This is a genomic window from Aquimonas voraii (genome assembly GCF_900101825.1).
Classification (GTDB): domain Bacteria; phylum Pseudomonadota; class Gammaproteobacteria; order Xanthomonadales; family Xanthomonadaceae; genus Aquimonas; species Aquimonas voraii.
In genome coordinates this window covers 199,149-219,907 of record NZ_FNAG01000003.1, presented here as the reverse complement: position 1 = coordinate 219,907, position 20,759 = coordinate 199,149, and the positions used below count along the sequence as shown (strand labels likewise).

The window sequence follows — 20,759 nt, the reverse complement described above, 5'->3', positions numbered from 1 at the left end:
CCCTCCCTCAGCCTGCCGGGGCCGCGGCAGTCGCTGCCGCCGCCTCCACCACGCGCACGCCGGGACGCAGCTTGACCGTGCCCTCGACCACGATGCGCTCGCCGACCGCCAGGCCCTCGACGATCTCCACCTCGCCGCGGCGGCGCGCGCCGGCGCGCACGTTGGCGCGCTCCACCGCGCCCTCCGCACCGACGCGGTAGACGAAGCTCTGGGAGCCAACCTGCAGCAGGGCAAGTTCGGGGATCACGATCGCCTCGCGCGCCGGCTTCTCCACCCGCACGGTCAGCAGCATGCCGGGTCGCAGCAGCAGCTGCGGGTTCTCGAAGTCGGCGCGCACCATCACCGCACGCGAGACCGGATCGACGCGCGAACCCACGGTCGCGACCACGCCGGTGAATTCCTGGCCCGGATAGGCCGCGCTGCGCGCCCGCACGGTCTGCCCCGCGGCCACCGCAGACAGGAAGGTCTCGGGCACGGCGAAGTCGAGCTTGATCACCGAGATGTCGTCGAGCGTGGCGATCGGCGTGCCCGGGGTGACCAGGGTGCCGGGGCTGACCTGACGGAAACCGAGTACGCCGGCGAAGGGCGCGGTGATGACACGATCCGCCAGGCGCGCGCGGATGGTCTCGACCCGGGCCCGGGCGGCATCGCGGGCGGCGATCTGGCTGTCCAGCTGGCTGCGCGGCACGGTGCCGTTCTCGACCAGGCCGACGAGGCGCTCGTACTGCTGCTGGGCCTCCTTGAACGTGGCCTGGGCTTCTTCGAGGTTGGCCACTTCGGCGCGGCCCGAGAGGTCGACCAGGATGTCGCCGGCGGCGACGCGGTCACCGTCCTCGAACTTCACCGCATCGACCGTCTCGGTGACCTTGGCAGTCAGGGTCACCGACTCGCTGGCCTGTGCCGTGCCAAGCGCTTCGATCTGGTCGACCCACGGCTGCGTCGCCACCGTGGCGCTGATCACGGTCGCCGGCGGCATGCCGCCCGAGGAACCTGGTGCAGGGGCTTCGCTGCCGCAGGCCGCCATCAGCAGGCCAATCGACAGCGCGCAGAGCAGCGGACCGGACGTGTGTTTCAAGCGCTTGAAGCGCGACGGGAAGTGCATGCGAACCTCGGGGGGCGGTTGCAGCCAGCGGCAGCGCGGGGAGGGCGACGACGCGGCAGAAAGGGGAAACGGGCGCGGGCGGAGGCGGCTACCCGCGGCGCCACGCCCGACTTGCACGGATGTGAAGCATGAACCCGCCGGCACAGCCGCGGCCTGTGCCGTAAGTCCACGCGCCAACAGGGCTTTGTAGCCGGCGGGTGAAGGGGGCGCGGGCTGCCAGATGCCGGGGCACCGGCGCTTATGTCCTTCGCGGACTATCGAAGCATCCGATCCGCGTTTCTGCGCGCGCACCGCGGTTGCGACAGTGCTTGCCCGAACTTTCGATGCCGGTGCGCGATGTCTGCCTTTCCCGCCCTGCCCGACCTGAGCGCCCTGCCCCTGCCCGCCGCCACCGCGGTCGTCCCGCTGGCGCGCGCGCTCGAGGGCCTCGACCCCGCCAGCCTGTGGTGGCTCTCGGGCTACGCCGCCGGCCTGGCCCGCGGCGCACTCCCCGGCACTGCCGCCGCGCCGCAGGCGACCGCGGCGGCCCAGCCCAGGCTGACCGTGCTGTATGGCAGCCAGACCGGCAACGCCAAGCGGGCGGCCGAGGGTCTGGTCAGCGCGGCCGAGTCCGCCGGCTTCGCCGTGCGCCTGCTTCGCGCCGACGCCTACCCCACCCGCGAACTCAAGGACGAGCGCCTGCTGTGGGTGGTGATCAGCACCCAGGGCGAGGGCGAGCCGCCGGAGGATTCGCTGGGCTTCGTCGAGTTCCTGCTCGGTCGGCGCGCACCCAAGCTGCCTGAACTGAAGTACGCCGTGCTGGGCCTGGGCGACAGCAGCTATCCCAGATTCTGCGAGACCGGCCGGCAGATCGACGCGCGTCTGGCCGAGCTGGGCGCCCATCGCCTGCAGCCGCTGGGCGAGGCCGATGTCGACATCGACGCCGTCGCCACGCCCTGGCGCACGCGCGCGGTCGAATCGCTGAAGGCGCTGGCCGCCGAACTCGCGCCCAGCGCGAACCCGGGGGCCGCGCACTCGGCCGCGATCATCCCGCTGCGGCCGGCGCTGAGCGCGGCCCTGCACTCGCGCGAGCAGCCCTTCGCGGCCGAGCTGATCGAGCAGGTGCGCCTGACCGGCCGCGGCAGCCAGCGCGACGTCCGCCATCTGGAGCTGAGCCTCGCCGGTTCCGGCCTGCACTACGCGCCGGGCGACGCGCTCGGCGTGTGGGCGCCGAACCCGACTGCGCTCGTCGACGCCGTGCTCGAACTGACCCGGCTCGATGGCGATGCCTCACTCACGCTCGATGGCGTCGCGCGTCCGCTGCGCGTGTGGCTGAGCGAGCATCGCGAACTCACGCGCCTGGCCAAGCCGCTGCTGGTGGCGCTGGGTGCGGTCTCCAAGCATCGCGAGTTGCACAGCCTGCTGGACCCCGCCGAGGCCTCCTCGCTGTCGGCCCTGCTGTCCAGCCACCAGCTGATCGACGTGCTGCGCGAATGGCCGGGCCAGTGGACCGCCGAGGCCTTCGTCCGCGCCCTGCGGCCGATGGCGCCGCGCCTGTACTCGATCGCCTCCAGCCCGCTGGCCTACGCCGATGAGGTGCACCTCACGGTCGACGTGGTCGGCGCCGAGGACGAGGACCCGCTGCGCCTCGGCCTGGCCTCGCACCACCTGGCCACGCTCGAGCCCGGCGCGCGCGCGCGCGTCTTCATCGAGGAAAACCCGCGCTTCCGCCTGCCGGCCGACGGCGAGCGCGATCTGATCATGCTCGGCGCCGGCACCGGCATCGCGCCCTACCGCGCCTTCGTGCAGCAGCGCGTGGCCGAAGGCGCCCGCGGCCGGCACTGGCTGCTGTTCGGCGCACGTTCCCTGCGCGACGACTTCCTGTACCAGACCGAGTGGCAGGAGCACCTGCGCCGCGGCGAGCTGCAGCACATCGATCTCGCCTTCTCGCGCGACGCCAAACCGCGCGTCTACGTGCAGCAGCGCCTGCGCGAGCAGGCCACGCGCCTGTTCGAGTGGCTGGACGGCGGCGCGCACTTCTACGTCTGCGGCAGCCTGGCACTGGGTCGCGACGTCCATCAGACCCTGCTCGACCTGTTCGCCCAGCGCCTCGGCGGCGCCGAGGCCGCGACCGAGGCCCTGCAGCAGCTACAGCAGTCCGGGCGCTATGCCCGCGACGTCTACTGAGGTCCTGCCATGGCCAGCCATTCCGTGGAAGACATCAAACGCGACAGCCGCCTGCTTCGCGGCACCATCGAGGACAGCCTCGCCGATGCCGTGACGGGCGCCCTGCGCGACAGCGACCAGGTGGTGCTGAAGTACCACGGCAGCTACCAGCAGGACGACCGCGACATCCGCGAGGAGCGCAGGCGCGCCAAGCTCGAGCCCGCGCACAGTTTCATGATCCGCACGCGCACGCCGGGCGGGGTGATCACGCCCGAGCAGTGGCTGAAGCTCGATGCCATCGCCACCACCTATGCCGAGCGCGGCCTGCGCATCACCACCCGCCAGGCCTTCCAGTTCCACGGCGTGATCAAGCGCGACCTGAAGCCGACCATGCAGGCGATCAACGCCGCCCTGATCGACACTCTGGCCGCCTGCGGCGACGTCAATCGCAATGTCGCGGTGGCCGCCAACCCGCTGCTGTCGGCGCTGCACGACACCGTCTACCGGCAGGCCGCCGCGCTGTCCGAACACCTGCTGCCCAACACCCGCGCCTACTACGAAATCTGGCTGGACGAGGAGCGCGTCGCCGGCGACAAGGGCGAGCCCGTTCCCGAATCGGAGCCCATCTACGGGCCGACCTATCTGCCGCGCAAGTTCAAGATCGGCTTCGCCATTCCGCCGCACAACGATGTCGATGTTTTCAGCCAGGACCTCGGCTTCATCGCCGTGGTCGAGAACGGCGAACTCGCCGGCTACAACGTCAGCGTCGGCGGCGGCATGGGCAGCACCCATGGCGACGCCGAAACCTATCCACGCCTCGCCGACCTGCTCGGTTTCATCGGACCCCACGACGTGATTGCGGTCGGCGAGGCCGTGGTCACCGCCCAGCGCGACATGGGCAACCGCGCCACCCGCAAGCGTGCGCGCCTGAAGTACACCCTCGACGAACACGGGCTCGACGCCTTCCGCGCCGAGGTCGAGCGCCGCTCGGGGGTGAGCCTGCAGCCGCCGCGCGCCTTCGAGTTCGTCCACAGCGGCGACCGCTTCGGCTGGGTCGAGGCGGACAACCGCCACTGGCATCTGACCCTGCGCATTCCCGCCGGCCGCATCCAGGACAGCGCCGACCGCCTGCACCTGACCGGCCTGCGCGAAGTCGCGAAAGTGCACCGTGGCCACTTCCGCATGACGCCCAACCAGAACCTGGTCATCGCCGACATCGCCCCCGAGCGCCGCGCCGGCATCGACGCCCTGCTGCGCCGCTACGGCCTGCTCGATGCGCTCGAGACCAGCCCGCTGAAGCGCGAGGCCCTGGCCTGCGTGGCCCTGCCGACCTGCGGCCTGGCCATGGCCGAGGCCGAGCGCTATCTCGATGAGGCCCTGGACAAGGTGCAGGCGTTGCTTGATCGGCACGGCGTGGGCCAGCAGTCGATCCTGCTGCGCATCTCCGGCTGCCCGAACGGCTGCTCGCGGCCCTACCTCGGTGAGATCGCGCTCGTCGGCAAGGCGCCGGGCCGCTACAACCTGATGCTGGGCGCGGACCACCGCGGGCAGAGGCTGAACCGCCTGTACCGCGAGAACATCACCGAATCGGAAATCCTCGCCGAGCTCGATCCGCTGATCGCGCGCTATGCGGCCGAACGCAATGCGGGCGAACACTTCGGCGACTACCTGCTGCGCGCCGGCCTGCTGCCGCCCGAGCCCGTGCGCATCCGCAAGGTGCTGGCCGCATGAGCGCGCAGCCAATCCGCATCGACAGCGCGCCGGCCGATCTGGACGCGCTGGTCGCCGCCGCGGCCGATGACGATGGCGCGGCGCTGGACCGCATCAATCACTGGCTGGAAGGTCTGGATGCCGACGCCCGTATCCGCTTCGCGCTGGAGCACTTGCCCGGTACCCACGCGCTGTCGTCGAGCTTCGGCGCGCAGGCTGCAGTCAGCCTGCACCTGCTGAACCAGCACCTGCCTGGCCTGCCGGTGGTGGTGGTCGATACCGGCTATCTGTTCGCCGAGACCTACCAGTTCATCGACGCACTCACCGATCGCCTTGGCCTCAACCTGCACATCGTCCGCAGCACGCGCTCGCCGGCCTGGATCGAAGCCCGCCACGGCCGCCTGTGGGAGCAGGGCCTGGACGGCATCGAGCGCTACAACCGCATCCACAAGGTCGAGCCGATGCAGCGCGCCCTGCGCGAACTCGGCGTCGGCACCTGGTTTGCCGGCCTGCGCCGCAGCCAGTCGCAGAGCCGCAGCAGCACGCCCGTGCTGCAGCGTCGCGAGGGCCGCTTCAAGCTGCACCCCATCGTCGACTGGAGCGATCGCGACGTCGGTCGCTACCTGGCCCAGCACGGCCTGCCCTACCACCCGCTGTGGGAACAGGGCTACGTCTCGATCGGCGACACCCACACCACCCGCCCCCTGCTCGACGGCATGCGCGAGGAGGACACGCGATTCTTCGGCCTGAAGAGGGAGTGTGGGTTGCATGAGTAAGAGCTGGGATTGGGGATTCGGGATTCGGGATTCGCAGAGCACTCCGAGCCGCTCGCTTGAGCCAGCGGGCGAAGCCGCGCTTCGCTCCCCTCTTCGGTCGGAGCGAGTCGAGCCGCCTACGAACTCACGGCGGGAGCGCGAGGCTCGAACGAACAGAGGCGAAGCGAGGGCCCAAGGGTGGGGGGAGAGGGTCCAGGCGGAGCACGTGCCTCGAACCTGCGACACCCCTGCTCTCACCAATCCCCAATCCCCACTCCCGAATCCCGGCTCTAGTGGGGAGAGGGTCCGGGCGGAGCACAGGCTTGCAACCCGCGACACCCCAGTTCTCACCGATCCCGAATCTCCAAGCCCCAATCCCGCGACTAACGGAGCGAGGGTCCGGGCGGAGCTTGGCGCGCACCCCGCCAACGCTCGCGCCCCCCTCTCCCCAACCCCTCTCCCACGAGGGGAGAGGGGCTCAAGAGCGCAAGCTGCGAAGCTCGAATCGCGAGACTCGACCTCAGCCGCCACACCCCTCTACCCCCTCTTCCTCAACTTCCAGGGCCGCCCCATCCTCGTCGTCGGCGGCGGCGAAGTCGCGGCGCGTAAAGTTCTGCCCCTGATCGAATGCGGCGCCGAAGTCCGCGTCGGTGCGCCCGCGCTCAACGAAGCCCTGCAGAAGCTCAAGGCCGAGGGGCGCATCACCCACCTCGAAGACGAATTCCAACCGCACTGGCTGGACGAGGTCTTCCTCGCCATCGCCGCGACCGATGCGGTGGAAGTCAACCGCGCCGTCGCCGAGGAAGGCGCTGCACGCAGGCTCTGGGTCAACGTGGTCGACGACACCGAGCTGACCCGCGTGCAGGTGCCCGCCGTGGTGCGCCGCGGCCCGCTGACTGTCGCCATCAGCAGCGGCGGCGCGGCACCGGTGCTGGCGCGACAGCTGCGCGAGAAAATCGAACAGTCGGTGGACGAGAGCTTCGGCCAGCTGGCCGAGCTGTTGCGCATCCACCGCGCCCGCCTCCGCGCGCGCTTCCCACACGTGCCAAGCCGCCGCAAGTTCATGGAAAGCCTGTGGCCGGGCGAAGTCGGCGAGCTGCTGCGCGCCGCGCGCTTGGACGCCGCGCGCGCGCGTCTCGTCGAACTGATCGAAGCCGGCGAACCCGAAGGCTCAAGAGAAGGCTTCGTCAGCCTGGTCGGCGCCGGCCCCGGCGACCCCGGCCTGCTCACGCTGAAAGGTCAGCGCCGACTGCAGGAAGCCGATGTGATCCTGCACGACCGCCTGGTCAGCCGCGCCGTGCTCGAACTCGCGCGCCGCGACGCCCAGTTCATCGAAGTCGCCAAGGAAGCCGGCACCCATCACACCACCCAGGAGGGCATCCACGCCCTGCTGCTCGAACACGCGCGGAAGGGCAAGCGCGTGGTGCGGCTGAAAGGCGGCGACCCCTTCATCTTCGGCCGCGGTGGTGAGGAACTCGAACACCTGCGCGCCCACGGCATCGCCTACGAAGTCGTGCCCGGCATCACCGCCGCGCTGGCCTGCGCCGCACACGCCGGCATCCCGCTCACCCACCGCGACTACGCCCAATCCGTCCGCTTCGTCACCGCCCACTGCCGCAATTCCATCGACGCGCTCGACTGGCGCGCGCTGGCGCAGGAGAAGCAGACCCTGGCCGTCTACATGGGCGTCTCCGGACTCGACACCGTGCGGGAGCGTCTGATCGCCCACGGCCGCAGCGCCAGCACGCCAGCCGCGCTGATCGAAAACGGCAGCCGGCCCGAACAACGCGTCATTCACTGCGATCTGGCCAGTCTGCCGGAGACGGCCAAACGCGAGGCGGTGAATTCACCGGCACTGCTGATCCTCGGCGAGGTGGCAGCGCTGGGGCGGACGCTGGCGTGGTTTGGCGAGGATGCGCAGAGCGCCTTGCAGAGCTCATCGCGACCGACACCGGTCAGCGTGCCGCTGCGCATCGACATGCGGGCCTGAGCGGGGTCGCCTCTTCCCGGCACGAACGAGCCCTCCGACCCCCAAGCTCGAGCGATACGGACCGGCTTCAAACCTGGGGGCAACTATGGCCCGCACCGCAGGAAGTGATCGCTTGACACGGCCTGCAGGGTCGTATCGATGCAAGAGACCGTCTGGCAGAATTCGCACGCGTCCGCTACGCGCTTGAAGCTTTCCTTCTGTGAGGTCCAACATGTCGCGACTTGGTTGCGTTCTCTTTCTGGGTTTTACCCTGCTTGCTCTGCCAAGCCATGCCACCTTTGCCCAGGTCCGGCTGGTCGACGAGGTCCTGCTCAAGCCAGCGACTGTCCACAGCGCCGTCGCGCTACCCGACGGCAGCTTTGCGATTGCTAGTGACACCACACATGTCGACTCCACGGCGGTCAACAGCAGCCTCCTCAACTTCACCGCGCAGTTTGAACTCCGGCAGAACTGGGGCCCGTCCATCGAGGGAGCGAAGGCGCTTGCCCTACACGCGGAGGCGCAGTGGCTCTACGTGGGCGGCGACTTCGACAGCATCGAAGGCTCGGCGCGACCGCGGCTGGCCCGCCTCAGCCTGACAGGGCAGTTGGATGCATGGGTTCTGAATCCGGGCGAGGAGCAGGCGCTGCCCGGTGTGATCGAGAAGCTGGCCGTACTTCCCGATGGCAACTTGCTTGCCGTGCACCGACCTGACACCTCGCCGCTACGGCAATTGCTCCTTGTGAACGCGAGGTCTGGCAGCTACGACGTGATTCTTGGACTGAACAATGAAGTATTCGACCTGCAAGTACTCGGCGATGGCAGCGTACTGGTAGGCGGCGCCTTTGAGTTCATCTCCGGCGCACAGCGCCGGGGGCTGGTGAAGCTCACGGCGGGGACGCTGACCCTCGATCCTGCCTTCGCAGAGCGCCCGGCCGTGCCGGGCATGTGGTCCTGGTCACACGTTCGCGATATTGCCTTGAACTCAGCGGGCGATGTGTTCGTCAGCACGGGGCCCGCCGTGCACCGGCTCAACCCGGATGGCACGACCGCACACGCATTCCAGTCGCCTGTAGCTTTCGACCTGGTCGAACAGATCGCATTCGATTCCCAGGACCGGCCCTATGTGCTGATGGGGTGGCCCTTCTCCCTGGGGCCGAACCCGCCCTCGGGATACAGCGGACTTTGGCGCTTCGACAGTTCCGCGAACAACGCGCAGGATCCCAGCTTTGATCCGCCCCAGATCGTCGGCCGCGGCGCCCGACTGCTGGTGACTGGCGATCGCGTGCTGGTCCTCGGTTCGCTGCGGTCGACGAGTCAGACCCGTGTCGGAGCCATGTCGCTTTCAACTACCAGCAGCACGCCCACGGCAATGGCTCCTTCACTTGGAAGCTCAAGCGGCGTGCGGTTCCATGGCGCCGTGCCCGCCGAGGGAGGCGGAGCACTGGTTTTCGGCGAGTTCACCCATGTGGTCGGGGGCACACGGCTGTGGGGGACCCTGCGTCTGAATGCAGAGGGTCAGCGGCTCGCCGGGCCCTTCATGGACTTCCTCGGAACGCCCAACGCGTTCGCCGCCACCCCCGGCGGAGAGCTTCTTTACACCAGCTCGATCAAAGCTATTCCCCGGCCCGAGGACTGGGGGGCCCAAAGCCCTGAGGGCACCTGGGCCTTGGGTGCGGTGCGGCTTTCGGATGGCGCGTGGGTGCCCGATTTCAATTCCGGCAGCTCGGGCGATGCGAATGTCCTGAAATCGGGCGTTGCGAGCTACGGCTCCGGCTTCCTGGTCGCGGAACGCAACCGCATCAGGACCGGAGATCGGACGGGCCAGCTGGCGGCTGCAAGCACAGCCCTGCCGTTCGGAAGCACCCGACGAATCGCGGTCCGGAGCGATGGGGCCGCGGTGTTCGATCGCAGCCCGCCGCCGGCGAATGCGTTCGCGGGCGGCGGTGTGATCATCTTTCCACCGCCACCGAGCTCGCCGCAGCACATGCTCTACCGTTGGCTCCCCGGCCCCGCCGAGGCGGTCGGTTTGGGTCCCATCCGCACGGCGCCGTTGGCGCAGCTGGGCGGCTTCGACGTGCATGCGGGCAGCGGGGTGATCTATGCCTCTTTCCCAGGACAGACGACGGCGGAGCCCGCATGGGTGATTCGTAGGTTCGATCCTGCAGGCGCGCCCGAGGGTCAGGTGCTGGGTACGCTGTCGGACCATTGGGCCCCCGGTGGCATCGCGGTGGATGAGGCGGGCGAATTCGTCTACGTCGGCGGGCTGGGGCCTCTGGACAGTTCGGGCGAGCGGCCGCCGCGGGTGTTCCGGGTGTCGACCGGAAGCGGCGAGGTGGACCCCAACTGGCCATCACGCGGTGGCGAAGCGCTGCAGCCGAACTGGATGTACCGCTTTGGCGAACGCATCTTCGCGCTGTCGGCGACCGCCAGCGGCACCTATGCCGCGTTCTACCGCACCGACGACGTGGTTTTCGAAGACGGCTTCGAGGACTGATGCGCTGGGTTCGCATCCCGCCCCCACCAAAGGGGCGGGGTGGGACGAACGTGCGCAGCTCGTTACGCCCGCTCAAACGAATGGGGCCATGCAGTCGCGGCCGGAAGTGCGTGCCAGGGGAGAAGCAGGCGCTCGTCGTCTGCATGGGCGTGAGCGGCCTCGACACCCTGCGCGAACGCCTGCTGGCCCACGGCCGCGGCGGCCACACGCCGGCCGCGCTGATCCAGAACGGCAGCCGGCCCGAGCAGCGGGTGATCCACTGCGATCTGGCCAGTCTGCCGGAGACGGCCAAGCGCGAGGCGGTGAAGTCACCGGCGCTGCTGATCCTCGGCGAGGTGGCAGCGCTGGGGCGGACGCTGGCGTGGTTTGGCGCGGATGCGCGGACCGTCGCCCAGAGCCGACCCGGCGTGACGCAGGCGAGCGTGCCGCTGCGGATCGACATGCGGGCTTGACGACGTGCCGCGGTGCTGACGCGCACCCCGCGCAGGGGTGCGCCGGCGCCGCCTGCTCGCCAAGTGTCGTTCATGGTCAAGCCAAGGCACGCCCATCAGGCCCATATCGTTCATCCGCACAGCCTTATGCTGCGTCGCCCTGTTGCCGATAACTTCACTGATGCCCGACATCTTGCAGCGTCTCGCCCTGGTTCTCGGCTGTCTCGCCATTGCTCCCCTGCACGCCCAGTCGCCGCAAACCCGCCTCGCCATTGAGGTCACCGAGACGCTGCAGGCCTCGGGACAGCGCTACGACTCGGAGGGGCTGACGCTCTGGATCGATCCCAACGGCCTCGACGAGGCCGAGGTGCTGGCGTTCTTCCGCAATCTCGAACGGGGCCTTGCGGTTCTGCGGCCGCACCTGGGTGAACTGCTCGACGAGCCGGAGTCACCGCGCACGATCGAGGTCTACATGAGCCCGCGGGTGCGCATGTCGCATGTGCGCTTCGATCACCCGACCATGGTGTACATACCCACCTGGCGAATCTCCGATCGCAGCGCGCCCTATCTGCACGAAATGGTGCACGCCATGGCCAGCTGGTCGTGGCGTCACTCGGAGTGGCTCGGCGAAGGTCTGGCCAACCACGTCGCGGCCGCAGTCGAGCCGATCAGCGGGGGCTATCACAGCTCGGTCGTTCTGCCAGAGCGGCTACGTGACGTCCAGCTGCATCTGGCAACACCCCAGGGCCAGGAAGTCTTGGATCTGGTTGGTCCGCGCGGACGCCGCAATGAGCTGCCGCCCGAGCTGGACCTGATCGTCACGAAGGTGTTGACCGATCGTACCCGCTACGCCAAGCCCTTCTATGCCCTGTCTTGGTCCTTCGTCGACTACATCGTGGCGCGAGAAGGTCTGGCGAATCTGCGCACTGTCGTGGCAGACCAGAGCCGTGTGGACGCCCTCAAGCAGGCCTGGCTGGACTCTCTGCAAGAGACACAGCTGCCGAGTTCGTGAGCGCAGGGCGGCCTCCCGGCCGAAGCGCTTGCGGAACCCGTGTCCGTCATTGCAGGCCTTTCTGCCCACGCGATCGCGACAGGCGTTCACCGCGGCACTGTGTGTGCGCGAGTGGCCGCCCCCAACCGCCTTCCGGTAACGTACCCGCGCCCCGGAGGAACCCCTTGGAACACACCGCCGCCATCACTGCCCTGCTGCATGCGTGGCGCGCTGGTGCTGCCGATGCGGCACCGCGCTTGAATGCGCACATCTACGACCGACTGAAGCAGATGGCGCGGCAGCGCTTCCAGGGCGCGGACGTGGTGCTGAGCCCGACCGTGCTGGTGCACGAAGCGGTCGCACTGATGCTGGGCGCGGACGTCGACTGGGATTCGCGGGCGCACTTCTTCGCGCTCGCCGCACTGCAGATGCGCACCGTGCTGGTCGACCATGCGCGCCGCGCCGCTGCAGCAAAGCGCGGTGCCGATGCGGTGGCGGTGACGCTCGACCCGGAACATGCGGCCGTCGACGATGGCGTCGGCGTGCTGGAGGTGCACGAGGCGCTGGAGCGCTTGGCGGCCGAGGACGAGCGAGCCGCGCGCGCTTGAGCTGACCAATTTCGGAGGACTCGATGCGCGCCGGGTCGGCGAGGTGCTGGGGCTGTCGGTGGCTACGGTCGAACGTGATTTGAAGTTTGGTCGTGCCTGGCTGCGCGAGGCGATGTCGTGAGCGCGCCGGGTGCGCCGCTCACGCTGTTCGAGCGCGTGCAGGGGCTGACGCTGGCGCAGCGCGAAGCGCTGTATCGCGCTGAAGGCATCGATGCAGCGCTTGCCGCGCGGGCAGAGGCGCTGCTGTCTGCCGCCACCCCAGCGGATTCAAGCCACGTCGCGGACAAGGACGCCGTCTCCGAGCGGGTGCGCGGCGCGGCCGCGGCGGCGCTGCGCGGCGCCCTGCCGGGGCGCATCGCGCCCTGACGCGTGCTCGGCCTGGTCGGCGAGGGCGGCATGGGCGTGGTGCTGCTGGGCGAACGCGACGACGGCGAGTACGACCGCCGGGTCGCGCTCAAGCTGGTGCGCGGCTACGTGTCCGAGCGCGTGCGCGAACGCTTCCGCCGCGAACGCCAGGTGCTGGCGGCGCTGGAGCACCCACATATCGCGGGGCTGATCGACGGCGGCACGACCGAGGCCGGCGAGCCCTGGCTGGCCATGCCCTTCGTCGAAGGTCGGCAGCTGCGCGTGCTGGCCGCGTCGTCGAAGCGCCCGCTGCGATCGGCAGCGCGCAGGCCGTGCTGAGTGCCCTCGACCAAGTGCCCGTGCCGCAACGGCTCGCCCTGCTGCAGGCGCAGGCCGCGCACGGGTCGACCACAGCGCCCGCCAACGGCTGCGGCGCGAGGCACTGGCGCTGGCTGAATCCCTGCATCCGGCAGCGCATCCCAGCACGACCCGAGCCCTGCTGGCCTTGGCTGAAGCGGACGCCGCCGCTGACGACATCGCGAGCGCCCGCGCCCGGCTCGCCGAAGCCGAGCCGGCGCTGCGCGCCGCCCTGCATCCGCGCAGGCCCACCTTGGCGAAGCTAGACGCCCCGTCGGAACGACTTGCCTTTCAGGCGGACAGCGCGGGCTGGTTCTGCTCGCTCGCCGTTTCCGAGCAGGGGCAATCTGGCGCCTGTCGTGACGGCAGCGGCTTGTCGCAGGTCTTCCGGAGCACGGGTTCGCCCTGCTCCCTGTTGCACTGCATGGTGACAGTCCTGCAGGAGGGTGTTATCACGCCACTGCCGAAATCTGATAGCGCTGTCATCGAGAGCGCTTTTCTTGGAACCGCAGATGGTAGCGCTCCCATTCGATGGGGCAGCGGAGCCGAGGAACCGCTGGGCATCGCAGATAGCCAGCGCCTGCGCTCAAGGGTTTTCGGACTGAGCCTGCCGAATGAAACATTCGCCCCGGGGGCGGGAGCGAGAAGGTTCTGGATGTCACCGAAGAGGAGCGCGTGGAAGCCCGCTGATGGCGACCCGGCCAGGACAAAAAGCCGGGGGCTCGAAGAAGGTTCTGTCGCGTGGAGATCAGGCTGCCCGGAGGTGGCCTGAGCGTTCGAGGAGGTCGGGCCGCCGTAGGCGATCCGAGGGGGAGCCCCGGTTGTACGCCGAGGGCGACGCAGCGTTCTCTAGCCCAATGGGGAGTGACAAGAAATGATGATCTGCAGTCGGCAAAACCTGTCGGCAGCCCGCCGTAGCGCATGGACTCGGGCCAGGCAGTGCCTGCCCGATCGGCTGAAGGGGGTCTGCCAATGAACCTGGACAAGTATCGGTTCCGTTCACGAGCTCTGTTCACTTTCGTGAGCGGCGTGCTGGTGATCAACCCGCTCTACGCACAGAGCGATACCGAGGGCGACGACGCGACACGCCTTGACGCCATCGTCGTCAGCGGGATGCGCGGCGCACTCGAGCAATCGATGGGCGTGCGACGCGACTCCACCGGCATCGTCGATGCCATCACCTCGGAAGACATCGGCAAGTTTCCAGACACCAATCTTGCAGAGTCACTGCAGCGCATCACCGGCATCTCGATCGAGCGCCGCGACGGCGAAGGCGCGCAGGTCACCGCGCGTGGCTTCGGCCCGCAGTTCAATCTGGTGACCCTGAACGGGCGGCAGATCCCCGGCGCGGATGCTTTTGGCGCTCCCGGACAGGTGCCGATCGGCGGCGTCGATGGCGGCACGCGCGCCTTCAATTTCGCGCAGCTCGCCTCCGAGGCCGTCAGCGGTCTTGAGGTCTACAAGACCGGCCAGGCGAATGTGCCGAGCGGCGGCATCGGCGCCACGATCAACATCCTTACCGCTCGCCCCCTGGATCGGGCTGGCCTGGTGGCGAACGCCGGGATCAAGGGCATGTACGACGAGTCGGCCCCGTTCGACCAGGAGATCACCCCGGAGGTCTCGGGCATCTTCAGCTACGCGAACGACGACAAGACCTGGGGCGTGAGCCTGAGCGCGAGCTATCAGGAGCGCCAGGGAGGATCGATCCAGGCCACCGAGAACGGATGGAATGTGCAGCCGTGGACGGGAACCGAGGCCGCCCTGCGTCCGGGTGCAAGTGTCGTCAACCCGCCCGCGATCGGGCAGCTCTACGGCATGCCGAACGATATCCGTTACGCCTTCGCAGACTTCCAGCGCGAGCGCTTGAACGCTCAGGGCGTTCTGCAGTTCGCGCCGACGGACAGCCTGACGCTGACGCTGGACTACACCTACGGCAACAACGAAATCACCGAGGACCGAGGCGAGCAGACGCAGTGGCTGCAGCGCTCCAACAGCTTCACCCATCTCGAGTTCGACACCGGCCAGGCGGTCGCGACACCGATCTACCTGCGGGACGTGGTCGGCCTGAAGGACTTCGGCTTGGAGCAGCAGCGCAGCATGCAGAAGTACCGGCTGGACTCGCTGGGCTTCAATGCGGTCTGGCGCGCCAACGACGACCTGCGATTCACCGTCGACACCCACCAGTCGAAGTCGCGTAGCCTGCCGAACGATCCGTTCACCGGCGGTGGCTCCACGTTCTTTAGTCTTGCTGGAACCAACAACTGCCAGGCCGGTGGGCCCTACTGCGGTGGTGGCTGGGCCCAGGAATTCCGCTTCAACAACGGCCTCCCGATCGCCTCGCGCACCTGGTATCCCACCAATGCTGACGCTCTGGCCGGCACCAATGGGGTGGTCAACCCCGATTTCCCCGCCTCGCAGCTGGGCTCGCAGGTGCTGCGCATCAACGCGCAGACGCAAGAATCTCGGGTCAAGGCGGGCAAGATCGACGGCGAGTGGATGTTTGATGGAGGACGCTTCCAGTTCGGCGTGGATTCGTCCGACACGCGCATGACCCGTCGCCAGAACAGCGAGATGTACGCAGCGCTCGGCGACTGGGGGGTCGCCAACGCGGGCAACGAGTCGGGCATGACCGACCTGCTGACCCCCTTCAGCATCACCCGTCTGTTCAATGACTTCGGCACCGCCGGCATTCCCACCGGCGCTTGGCGCGGAGACGCCAGTGAGCTGGCGCAGTGGGCGGCACAGCGCTACGGCGCAAGCACCCGCGTCAACCCGCAGCTGGCCGCGGACAACGAGATCAACGAGTCCGTGGATGCCGCCTATGTGCAGATCGAGCTTGACGGTGAGCTGGCTGGCAGAACGGTCAACAGCCGCATCGGACTGCGCTACGAGCGCACCGACATCACCTCGACCTCGGTGGTGGCCATTCCCGGGGCCATCGAGTGGCAGGCGAACAACGATTTCCGGATCGTGCGTTCGGACACGCTGCAACCCTTCAGCGAAAAGGCGAAGTACAGCCATCTGCTGCCGAACATGGACTTCAGCATCGACCTCCGCGAAGACCTGAAGGGCCGCGCTTCGTTCAGCCAGACCATGTCGCGGGTGCCCTACGGCAATCTGTACGCGGGCCCAAGCCCGAACCAGCCCACCGGTTCGATCCTGATCAATCCCTCGACGCGGGCCACCGGAAGCGCGCAGAACCCGGCCCTGATTCCGCTCGAAGCGGACAATCTCGATCTTGCCCTGGAGTGGTACTTCGCACCTTCCAGCTACGTCACCCTGACCTATTGGAACAAGCGCGTCGACAACTTCGTCGGCAACACGGTCGTCCGCGAGTCGCTATACGACCTGCGCGATCCCTCCTCCGGGCCCGACGCTCGGGCCGCCCTCGACTTCCTGCTCAGCGCCAACTGCCGAACCCAGGTGGCCGCGGGCGGGGGCGACGTCGACGCTGCCTGCTCAGCGAACGACACCGCGCTGTTCACCGCCCTGGCGCTGCTACGCAACCCGGGCACCGGTGGCCTGGCGGCGTACAACGGCACGGTCGCCCAAGTGCTGCAGATGGAGTTCGATTTCGACCTGGTGGGCGAGGAGGACGACCCGCTCTATCTGTTCGACGTCAATCGTCCGGTCAACCAGCGCAAGGCCAAGCTGAGCGGCTGGGAGCTCGGTGGGCAGTACTTCTTCGGCGACAGCGGCTTCGGCGTGTACGCCAACTACACCATCGTCAAGGGTGATGTCGGCATCGACGATGCGGGCGATCCAACCGTGGATCAGTTCGCACTGCTGGGTCTCAGCGACACCGCCAACGCGATGCTGATGTACGAAAAGTACGGCTGGTCGGTGCGCCTGGCTTGGAACTGGCGCGACGAGTATCTGATCCTCGCCAACCAGGGCGGCAGCCGCAATCCGTTCTATGTCGAGGAGTACACCCAGTGGGACCTCAGCACGAGCTACCGGATCAACGACAGGATGTCGGTGTCGCTGGAGGCGATCAACCTGACCGGCGAGGACATCCGCTGGCGCGGACGTTCGTACAACCAGTTCATCAAACTGCTCGATCAGAGCCCGCGCTACATGCTGGGCTTCCGCTACACCTTCTGAGCTGAGGCCGAGCCGGTTCCCTGCAGCCTCGCTCGCGCAATCAAGGATGCACCGACGACGCGGTCCAGCGGGTGCTGGCCTTGCGCTAGTGGTCAGTCCGCCTGGAGCCCTGGGCCGCTGCTTCGGCAGCGGCCCAGGGCGCTGCCGAAGCAGCGCAAGCAACCGGCACACCGAACGCCGCACACGCTTGCGGCAGACGAGTTTTGCGTGAAACTGTCAGTCAGCTCGTGCATCAAGAACCGGCATCGCCGCGGGAGCCTGCAACTGCAATGGCGCGCTATGAGGTCCTGAACAACGTCGCGCACGCGGATCTTCGCGTGATTACACGTTTCGGCGCAGCGTATGGCGACTCGGTTGGCATGCTGCCCGCCTTCCCGACGGAGTTCGCCGAGCTGCAGCGCGAGTATCCGATCTTCCTGAAGCAGGACGCCGGCTCCGGCGAGTACCAGCCGGTCATCCTGCTGGGCTTCGAACCGCGCGAGAACCTGTTCCTGTACGAGGGTCGCTGGGCGGCGAGCTACCTGCCGGGTGCGGTTGCGCGCGGCCCCTTCCTGATCGGCTTCCAGCAGCGCGGCTCGGCAGGCGAGCCGGAGTCCGAGCCGGTCATTCACGTCGATATGGAGCACCCGCGGATCGGCACGGATCACGGCGAAGCGGTGTTCCTTCCACACGGCGGGCACAGCCCCTACCTGGAGCACATCATCACCGTGCTCCGCGGCATCCATGGCGGCGCGCAGGCCAGCCGCATCATGTGCGCGGCCTTCAAGGCGCTGGACCTGATCCAGCCCGTACCGCTGGAGGTGCGCTTCGACAGCGAGCACGGCGTCAAGGTCGGTGGACTGCACGGTATCGATCGCCAGCGTCTGGCCGCACTGGGTCCGTCCGATCTGCACGCGCTGCACCAGGCCGGCTGGCTGGAGGGCGCGTACCTGATGCTGGCCTCCCAGCACAACGTGCGTCGGCTGCTGGCAGAGAAGCAGCGCAGGCTGCGCGCGCCGTCGTCGCCCTCGTCCACGGCGGAGCGCGTCGCCTGATGCGGACGGCTGGCACATGATCGAAGGCGCCATCGAACTGCGCTCCCTCAGCAGTATCCCTGCGGGAGAACTGCCGCTCCAGGCATTGCTCGCCGCCGGTGAACCGGTCGTGCTGCGCGGCCTGGTGAGCGATTGGCCCCTGGTGCAGGCGGGCCGGAACTCGACCGCGGATGCCTTCGCCGCACTGCTCGCCCATTACAACGGGCGTCCCGTCCAGTACTCGCATGCCGGGCCCGAGGCGCGTGGCAGGCCCTTCTACAGCGATGACTTCACCGCGCTCAACTGCGAGGTGCAGCGGGGGGATCTGGCCACCGTGCTGGATGCGATCGCGGCTGGACTCGAATCCGATGCACCAGACATGTACTACGTGGCCTCGCTACCCGTGGATGCCTGTTTCCCCGGCCTGCGCGCGCACAACGAGCTCGATTTCGCGGCACAGGGCGTGGATGCGCCGCCGAGCATCTGGATCGGCAATCGCGTGACCGCATCCTGCCACTACGACGCGCCCAACAACCTGGCCTGCTGCGCGGTTGGGCGTCGACGCTTCACCCTGTTTCCGCCCGACCAGATCGGCAATCTTTATCCTGGCCCGCTCGACCCGACGCCGGGTGGCCAGGCGGTCAGCGTGGTCGACTTCGCGGCGCCCGATCTGGATCGCTATCCGCGCTTCCGCGAGGCGATGGCGGTGGCACGGTCGGTCGTGCTCGAAGCCGGCGATGCGCTCTTCATTCCCAGCCTGTGGTGGCATCACGTCGAAGCGCTGGACGCCTTCAACGTGCTGGTCAACTACTGGTGGAGCAGTCATCCCGCCTGGATGCCAACGCCCATGCATGCGCTCTACCACGCGCTGTGGACGCTGCGCGATCGTCCGGAGGCCGAAAAGCGCGCTTGGCGCGAAGTCTTCGACTACTACGTGTTCGGCCCCGCCGATCGCGCCGGCGCGCACCTGCCGTCGGCGGCCCGCCATGTGCTGGGACCGATCGACGAAGCACTCGCGCGCCAGCTGCGCGCGATGCTGATCAGCAAGCTCAACCGATGACGGCGGCGCTGTCCGCAAATCGCCAGCGGCGATCGCGCGCAGCCCGCCTGCGACTGGAGTGCACAGATGGCCGATGAAGCGCGCAGGATCCGCAGGGTCGTGATCGCCGGCGGCGGCACCGCAGGCTGGGTCGCAGCCTGTGCCTTGAGTCACCAGTTCCGCGATCTGCTCGACATTACCCTGGTCGAGTCAGAACAGATCGGCACGATCGGCGTCGGTGAGTCGACCATTCCAACCGTCCGCACCTTCCATCGCCTGCTGCAGATCGACGAGCGCGAGTTCATGCGCGCCACCGCCGCCTGCTTCAAGCTGTCGATCAAGTTCAGCGACTGGGGCCGCGAGGGCGAGACCTATATCCACCCCTTCGGCCGCACCGGGCTCGGCACCTGGGCCTGCGAGTTCCATCATTTCTGGCTGGAAAGCCTGCGCCGTGGCCAGCGCTCCGATCTCGCTGACTACTGCCTGGAGGCAGCCGCCTCGCGTGCGGATCGTTTCGCCTTGACCGGTGCCGCCCAGGGCAGCGCCGCGAGCTGGTCGACGCGCTGGGAGCTCGCGCAGTCGGGCCCCGGGCAAGGGGAGCTGAGCTATGCCTACCATCTGGATGCCGCGCAGTACGCCGCCTTCCTGCGCCGTCGCGCCGAGCAGCAGGGTCTGGTGCGGGTAGAGGGCAAGATCCGCGAGGCGCGACAGCATCCAGTCAGCGGCGATGTCGCGGCGCTGGTGTTGGACAGCGGCCAGGTCATCGAGGGCGATCTGTTCATCGACTGCACGGGCTTCCGCGGCCTGCTGATCGAGCAGACCCTGAAGACCGGCTACGAGGACTGGACCCACTGGCTGCCCTGTGACCGCGCGGTGGCGATGCAGACCGAGTCAGTCGGGCCCGCCGCGCCCTACACGCAGGCCAGCGCCCACAGCGCGGGCTGGCGTTGGCAGATCCCACTGCAGCATCGCGTCGGCAACGGCTGGGTGTTCTGCAGTCGCTACATGTCCGACGACGAGGCCAGCGCGCGCCTGCGGGCGGCCACGCAGGGCGCCGCCCTGCGGCCGCCGATGGTGTTGCCCTTCGTGACCGGGCGCAGGCGTCAGGTGTGGAATCGCAACGTCGTCGCGCTTGGCCTGTCGAGCGGCTTCATCGAGCCGCTGGAATCCACCAGCATTCACCTCGCCCTCAGTGGCGTGGCACGGCTGATCCACATGTTTCCCTTCGCCGGCATCGACGACTCGCTGGTGCGCCGCTACAACGAGGCGAGCCGCGCGGAAGCCGAGCACGTGCGCGACTTCATCATCCTGCACTACCACGCGAACCAGCGCGACGAGCCAATGTGGCGGGAATGCCGGGCCATGGGCCTGCCGGATTCGCTGGCACAGCGCATCGCCCTGTTCCGCGATCGCGCCCATGCCTGGCAGGGCGAGGATGAGCTGTTCCGAGTCGACTCGTGGACGCATGTGATGCTCGGGCAGGGCATCACGCCACGCGCGCACCATCCCCTGTCCAGAGCGTTGCCGGATGCCGACCTTGCCCAACTGCTGGCGGCAATCCGACAGCCGATCCAGCGGCGCGTGGACTCGATGCCGAGCCATCAGGCCTTTCTTGAGCGCTACTGCCCGGCCGAGCGTCCGCCAGAAATGCGCACGCGGCCATCGGCAGTGCTCAAGAACGCATAGAGCCCCG

At 68.4% G+C, this 20,759-nt stretch carries 15 protein-coding genes and 1 pseudogene; 15 read left to right on the top strand and 1 reads right to left on the bottom strand.

Annotated elements, in window-relative coordinates; translation table 11 throughout:
* Positions 1-7 precede the first annotated feature (7 nt).
* Positions 8-1,102 (bottom strand): efflux RND transporter periplasmic adaptor subunit, encoded by a 1,095-nt coding sequence (locus tag BLP83_RS08465; RefSeq protein ID WP_091241280.1) that lies wholly within the window; start codon positions 1,100-1,102, stop codon positions 8-10.
* Between the two features lie 336 nt (positions 1,103-1,438).
* Between BLP83_RS08465 and BLP83_RS08460 the strand changes: the two genes are divergently transcribed.
* From BLP83_RS08460 to BLP83_RS08395, 15 genes and pseudogenes are all read left to right on the top strand, one after another.
* The gene (locus BLP83_RS08460; protein WP_091241279.1) at positions 1,439-3,268 is read left to right on the top strand and encodes an assimilatory sulfite reductase (NADPH) flavoprotein subunit; all 1,830 of its coding nucleotides are present in this window, start codon (positions 1,439-1,441) and stop codon (positions 3,266-3,268) included.
* A gap of 9 nt (positions 3,269-3,277) precedes the next feature.
* A complete protein-coding gene (gene cysI / locus BLP83_RS08455; protein ID WP_091241275.1) occupies positions 3,278-4,978 on the top strand; it encodes an assimilatory sulfite reductase (NADPH) hemoprotein subunit in 1,701 nt (566 codons plus the stop codon).
* Positions 4,975-5,733 (top strand): phosphoadenylyl-sulfate reductase, encoded by a 759-nt coding sequence (locus tag BLP83_RS08450; protein WP_091241273.1) that lies wholly within the window; start codon positions 4,975-4,977, stop codon positions 5,731-5,733. The genes cysI and BLP83_RS08450 overlap by 4 nt, the downstream gene beginning before the upstream one ends.
* Positions 5,734-6,283: 550 nt before the next feature.
* Positions 6,284-7,702 (top strand): siroheme synthase CysG, encoded by a 1,419-nt coding sequence (gene cysG, locus BLP83_RS08445; RefSeq protein WP_245679994.1) that lies wholly within the window; start codon positions 6,284-6,286, stop codon positions 7,700-7,702.
* 211 nt (positions 7,703-7,913) lie between these two features.
* Positions 7,914-10,178 carry an NHL repeat-containing protein gene (locus tag BLP83_RS08440; protein ID WP_091241270.1) on the top strand — a complete coding sequence of 755 codons (2,265 nt, stop codon included), beginning with the start codon at positions 7,914-7,916 and terminating at the stop codon, positions 10,176-10,178.
* A gap of 110 nt (positions 10,179-10,288) precedes the next feature.
* Entirely contained in the window at positions 10,289-10,630 is a 342-nt protein-coding gene (locus BLP83_RS08435; RefSeq protein ID WP_143006613.1) for a uroporphyrinogen-III C-methyltransferase, read from the top strand.
* A 172-nt stretch (positions 10,631-10,802) separates the two neighbouring features.
* Positions 10,803-11,621 carry a hypothetical protein gene (locus BLP83_RS18635; RefSeq protein WP_218121224.1) on the top strand — a complete coding sequence of 273 codons (819 nt, stop codon included), beginning with the start codon at positions 10,803-10,805 and terminating at the stop codon, positions 11,619-11,621.
* Positions 11,618-12,329 (top strand): annotated as a pseudogene (locus BLP83_RS19390) (ECF-type sigma factor). Before BLP83_RS18635 ends, BLP83_RS19390 begins: the two are co-directional and overlap by 4 nt.
* Positions 12,326-12,574 (top strand): hypothetical protein, encoded by a 249-nt coding sequence (locus tag BLP83_RS08420; protein WP_091241259.1) that lies wholly within the window; start codon positions 12,326-12,328, stop codon positions 12,572-12,574. The pseudogene BLP83_RS19390 and the gene BLP83_RS08420 overlap by 4 nt, the downstream one beginning before the upstream one ends.
* Positions 12,575-12,577: 3 nt before the next feature.
* Positions 12,578-12,892, top strand: a complete 315-nt coding sequence (locus tag BLP83_RS08415) for a protein kinase (RefSeq protein ID WP_091241256.1) — start codon at positions 12,578-12,580, stop codon at positions 12,890-12,892.
* A 166-nt stretch (positions 12,893-13,058) separates the two neighbouring features.
* Entirely contained in the window at positions 13,059-13,682 is a 624-nt protein-coding gene (locus tag BLP83_RS18265; RefSeq protein ID WP_143006612.1) for a hypothetical protein, read from the top strand.
* A gap of 200 nt (positions 13,683-13,882) precedes the next feature.
* On the top strand, positions 13,883-17,014 hold the full coding sequence (locus BLP83_RS08410; protein ID WP_091241254.1) for a TonB-dependent receptor: 3,132 nt from the start codon (positions 13,883-13,885) through the stop codon (positions 17,012-17,014).
* Between the two features lie 269 nt (positions 17,015-17,283).
* Entirely contained in the window at positions 17,284-18,048 is a 765-nt protein-coding gene (locus BLP83_RS08405; RefSeq protein ID WP_091241252.1) for a SapC family protein, read from the top strand.
* A gap of 16 nt (positions 18,049-18,064) precedes the next feature.
* Positions 18,065-19,087 carry a cupin-like domain-containing protein gene (locus BLP83_RS08400; protein WP_091241250.1) on the top strand — a complete coding sequence of 341 codons (1,023 nt, stop codon included), beginning with the start codon at positions 18,065-18,067 and terminating at the stop codon, positions 19,085-19,087.
* A gap of 66 nt (positions 19,088-19,153) precedes the next feature.
* A complete protein-coding gene (locus BLP83_RS08395) occupies positions 19,154-20,752 on the top strand; it encodes a tryptophan halogenase family protein (protein WP_091241248.1) in 1,599 nt (532 codons plus the stop codon).
* Positions 20,753-20,759 lie beyond the last annotated feature (7 nt).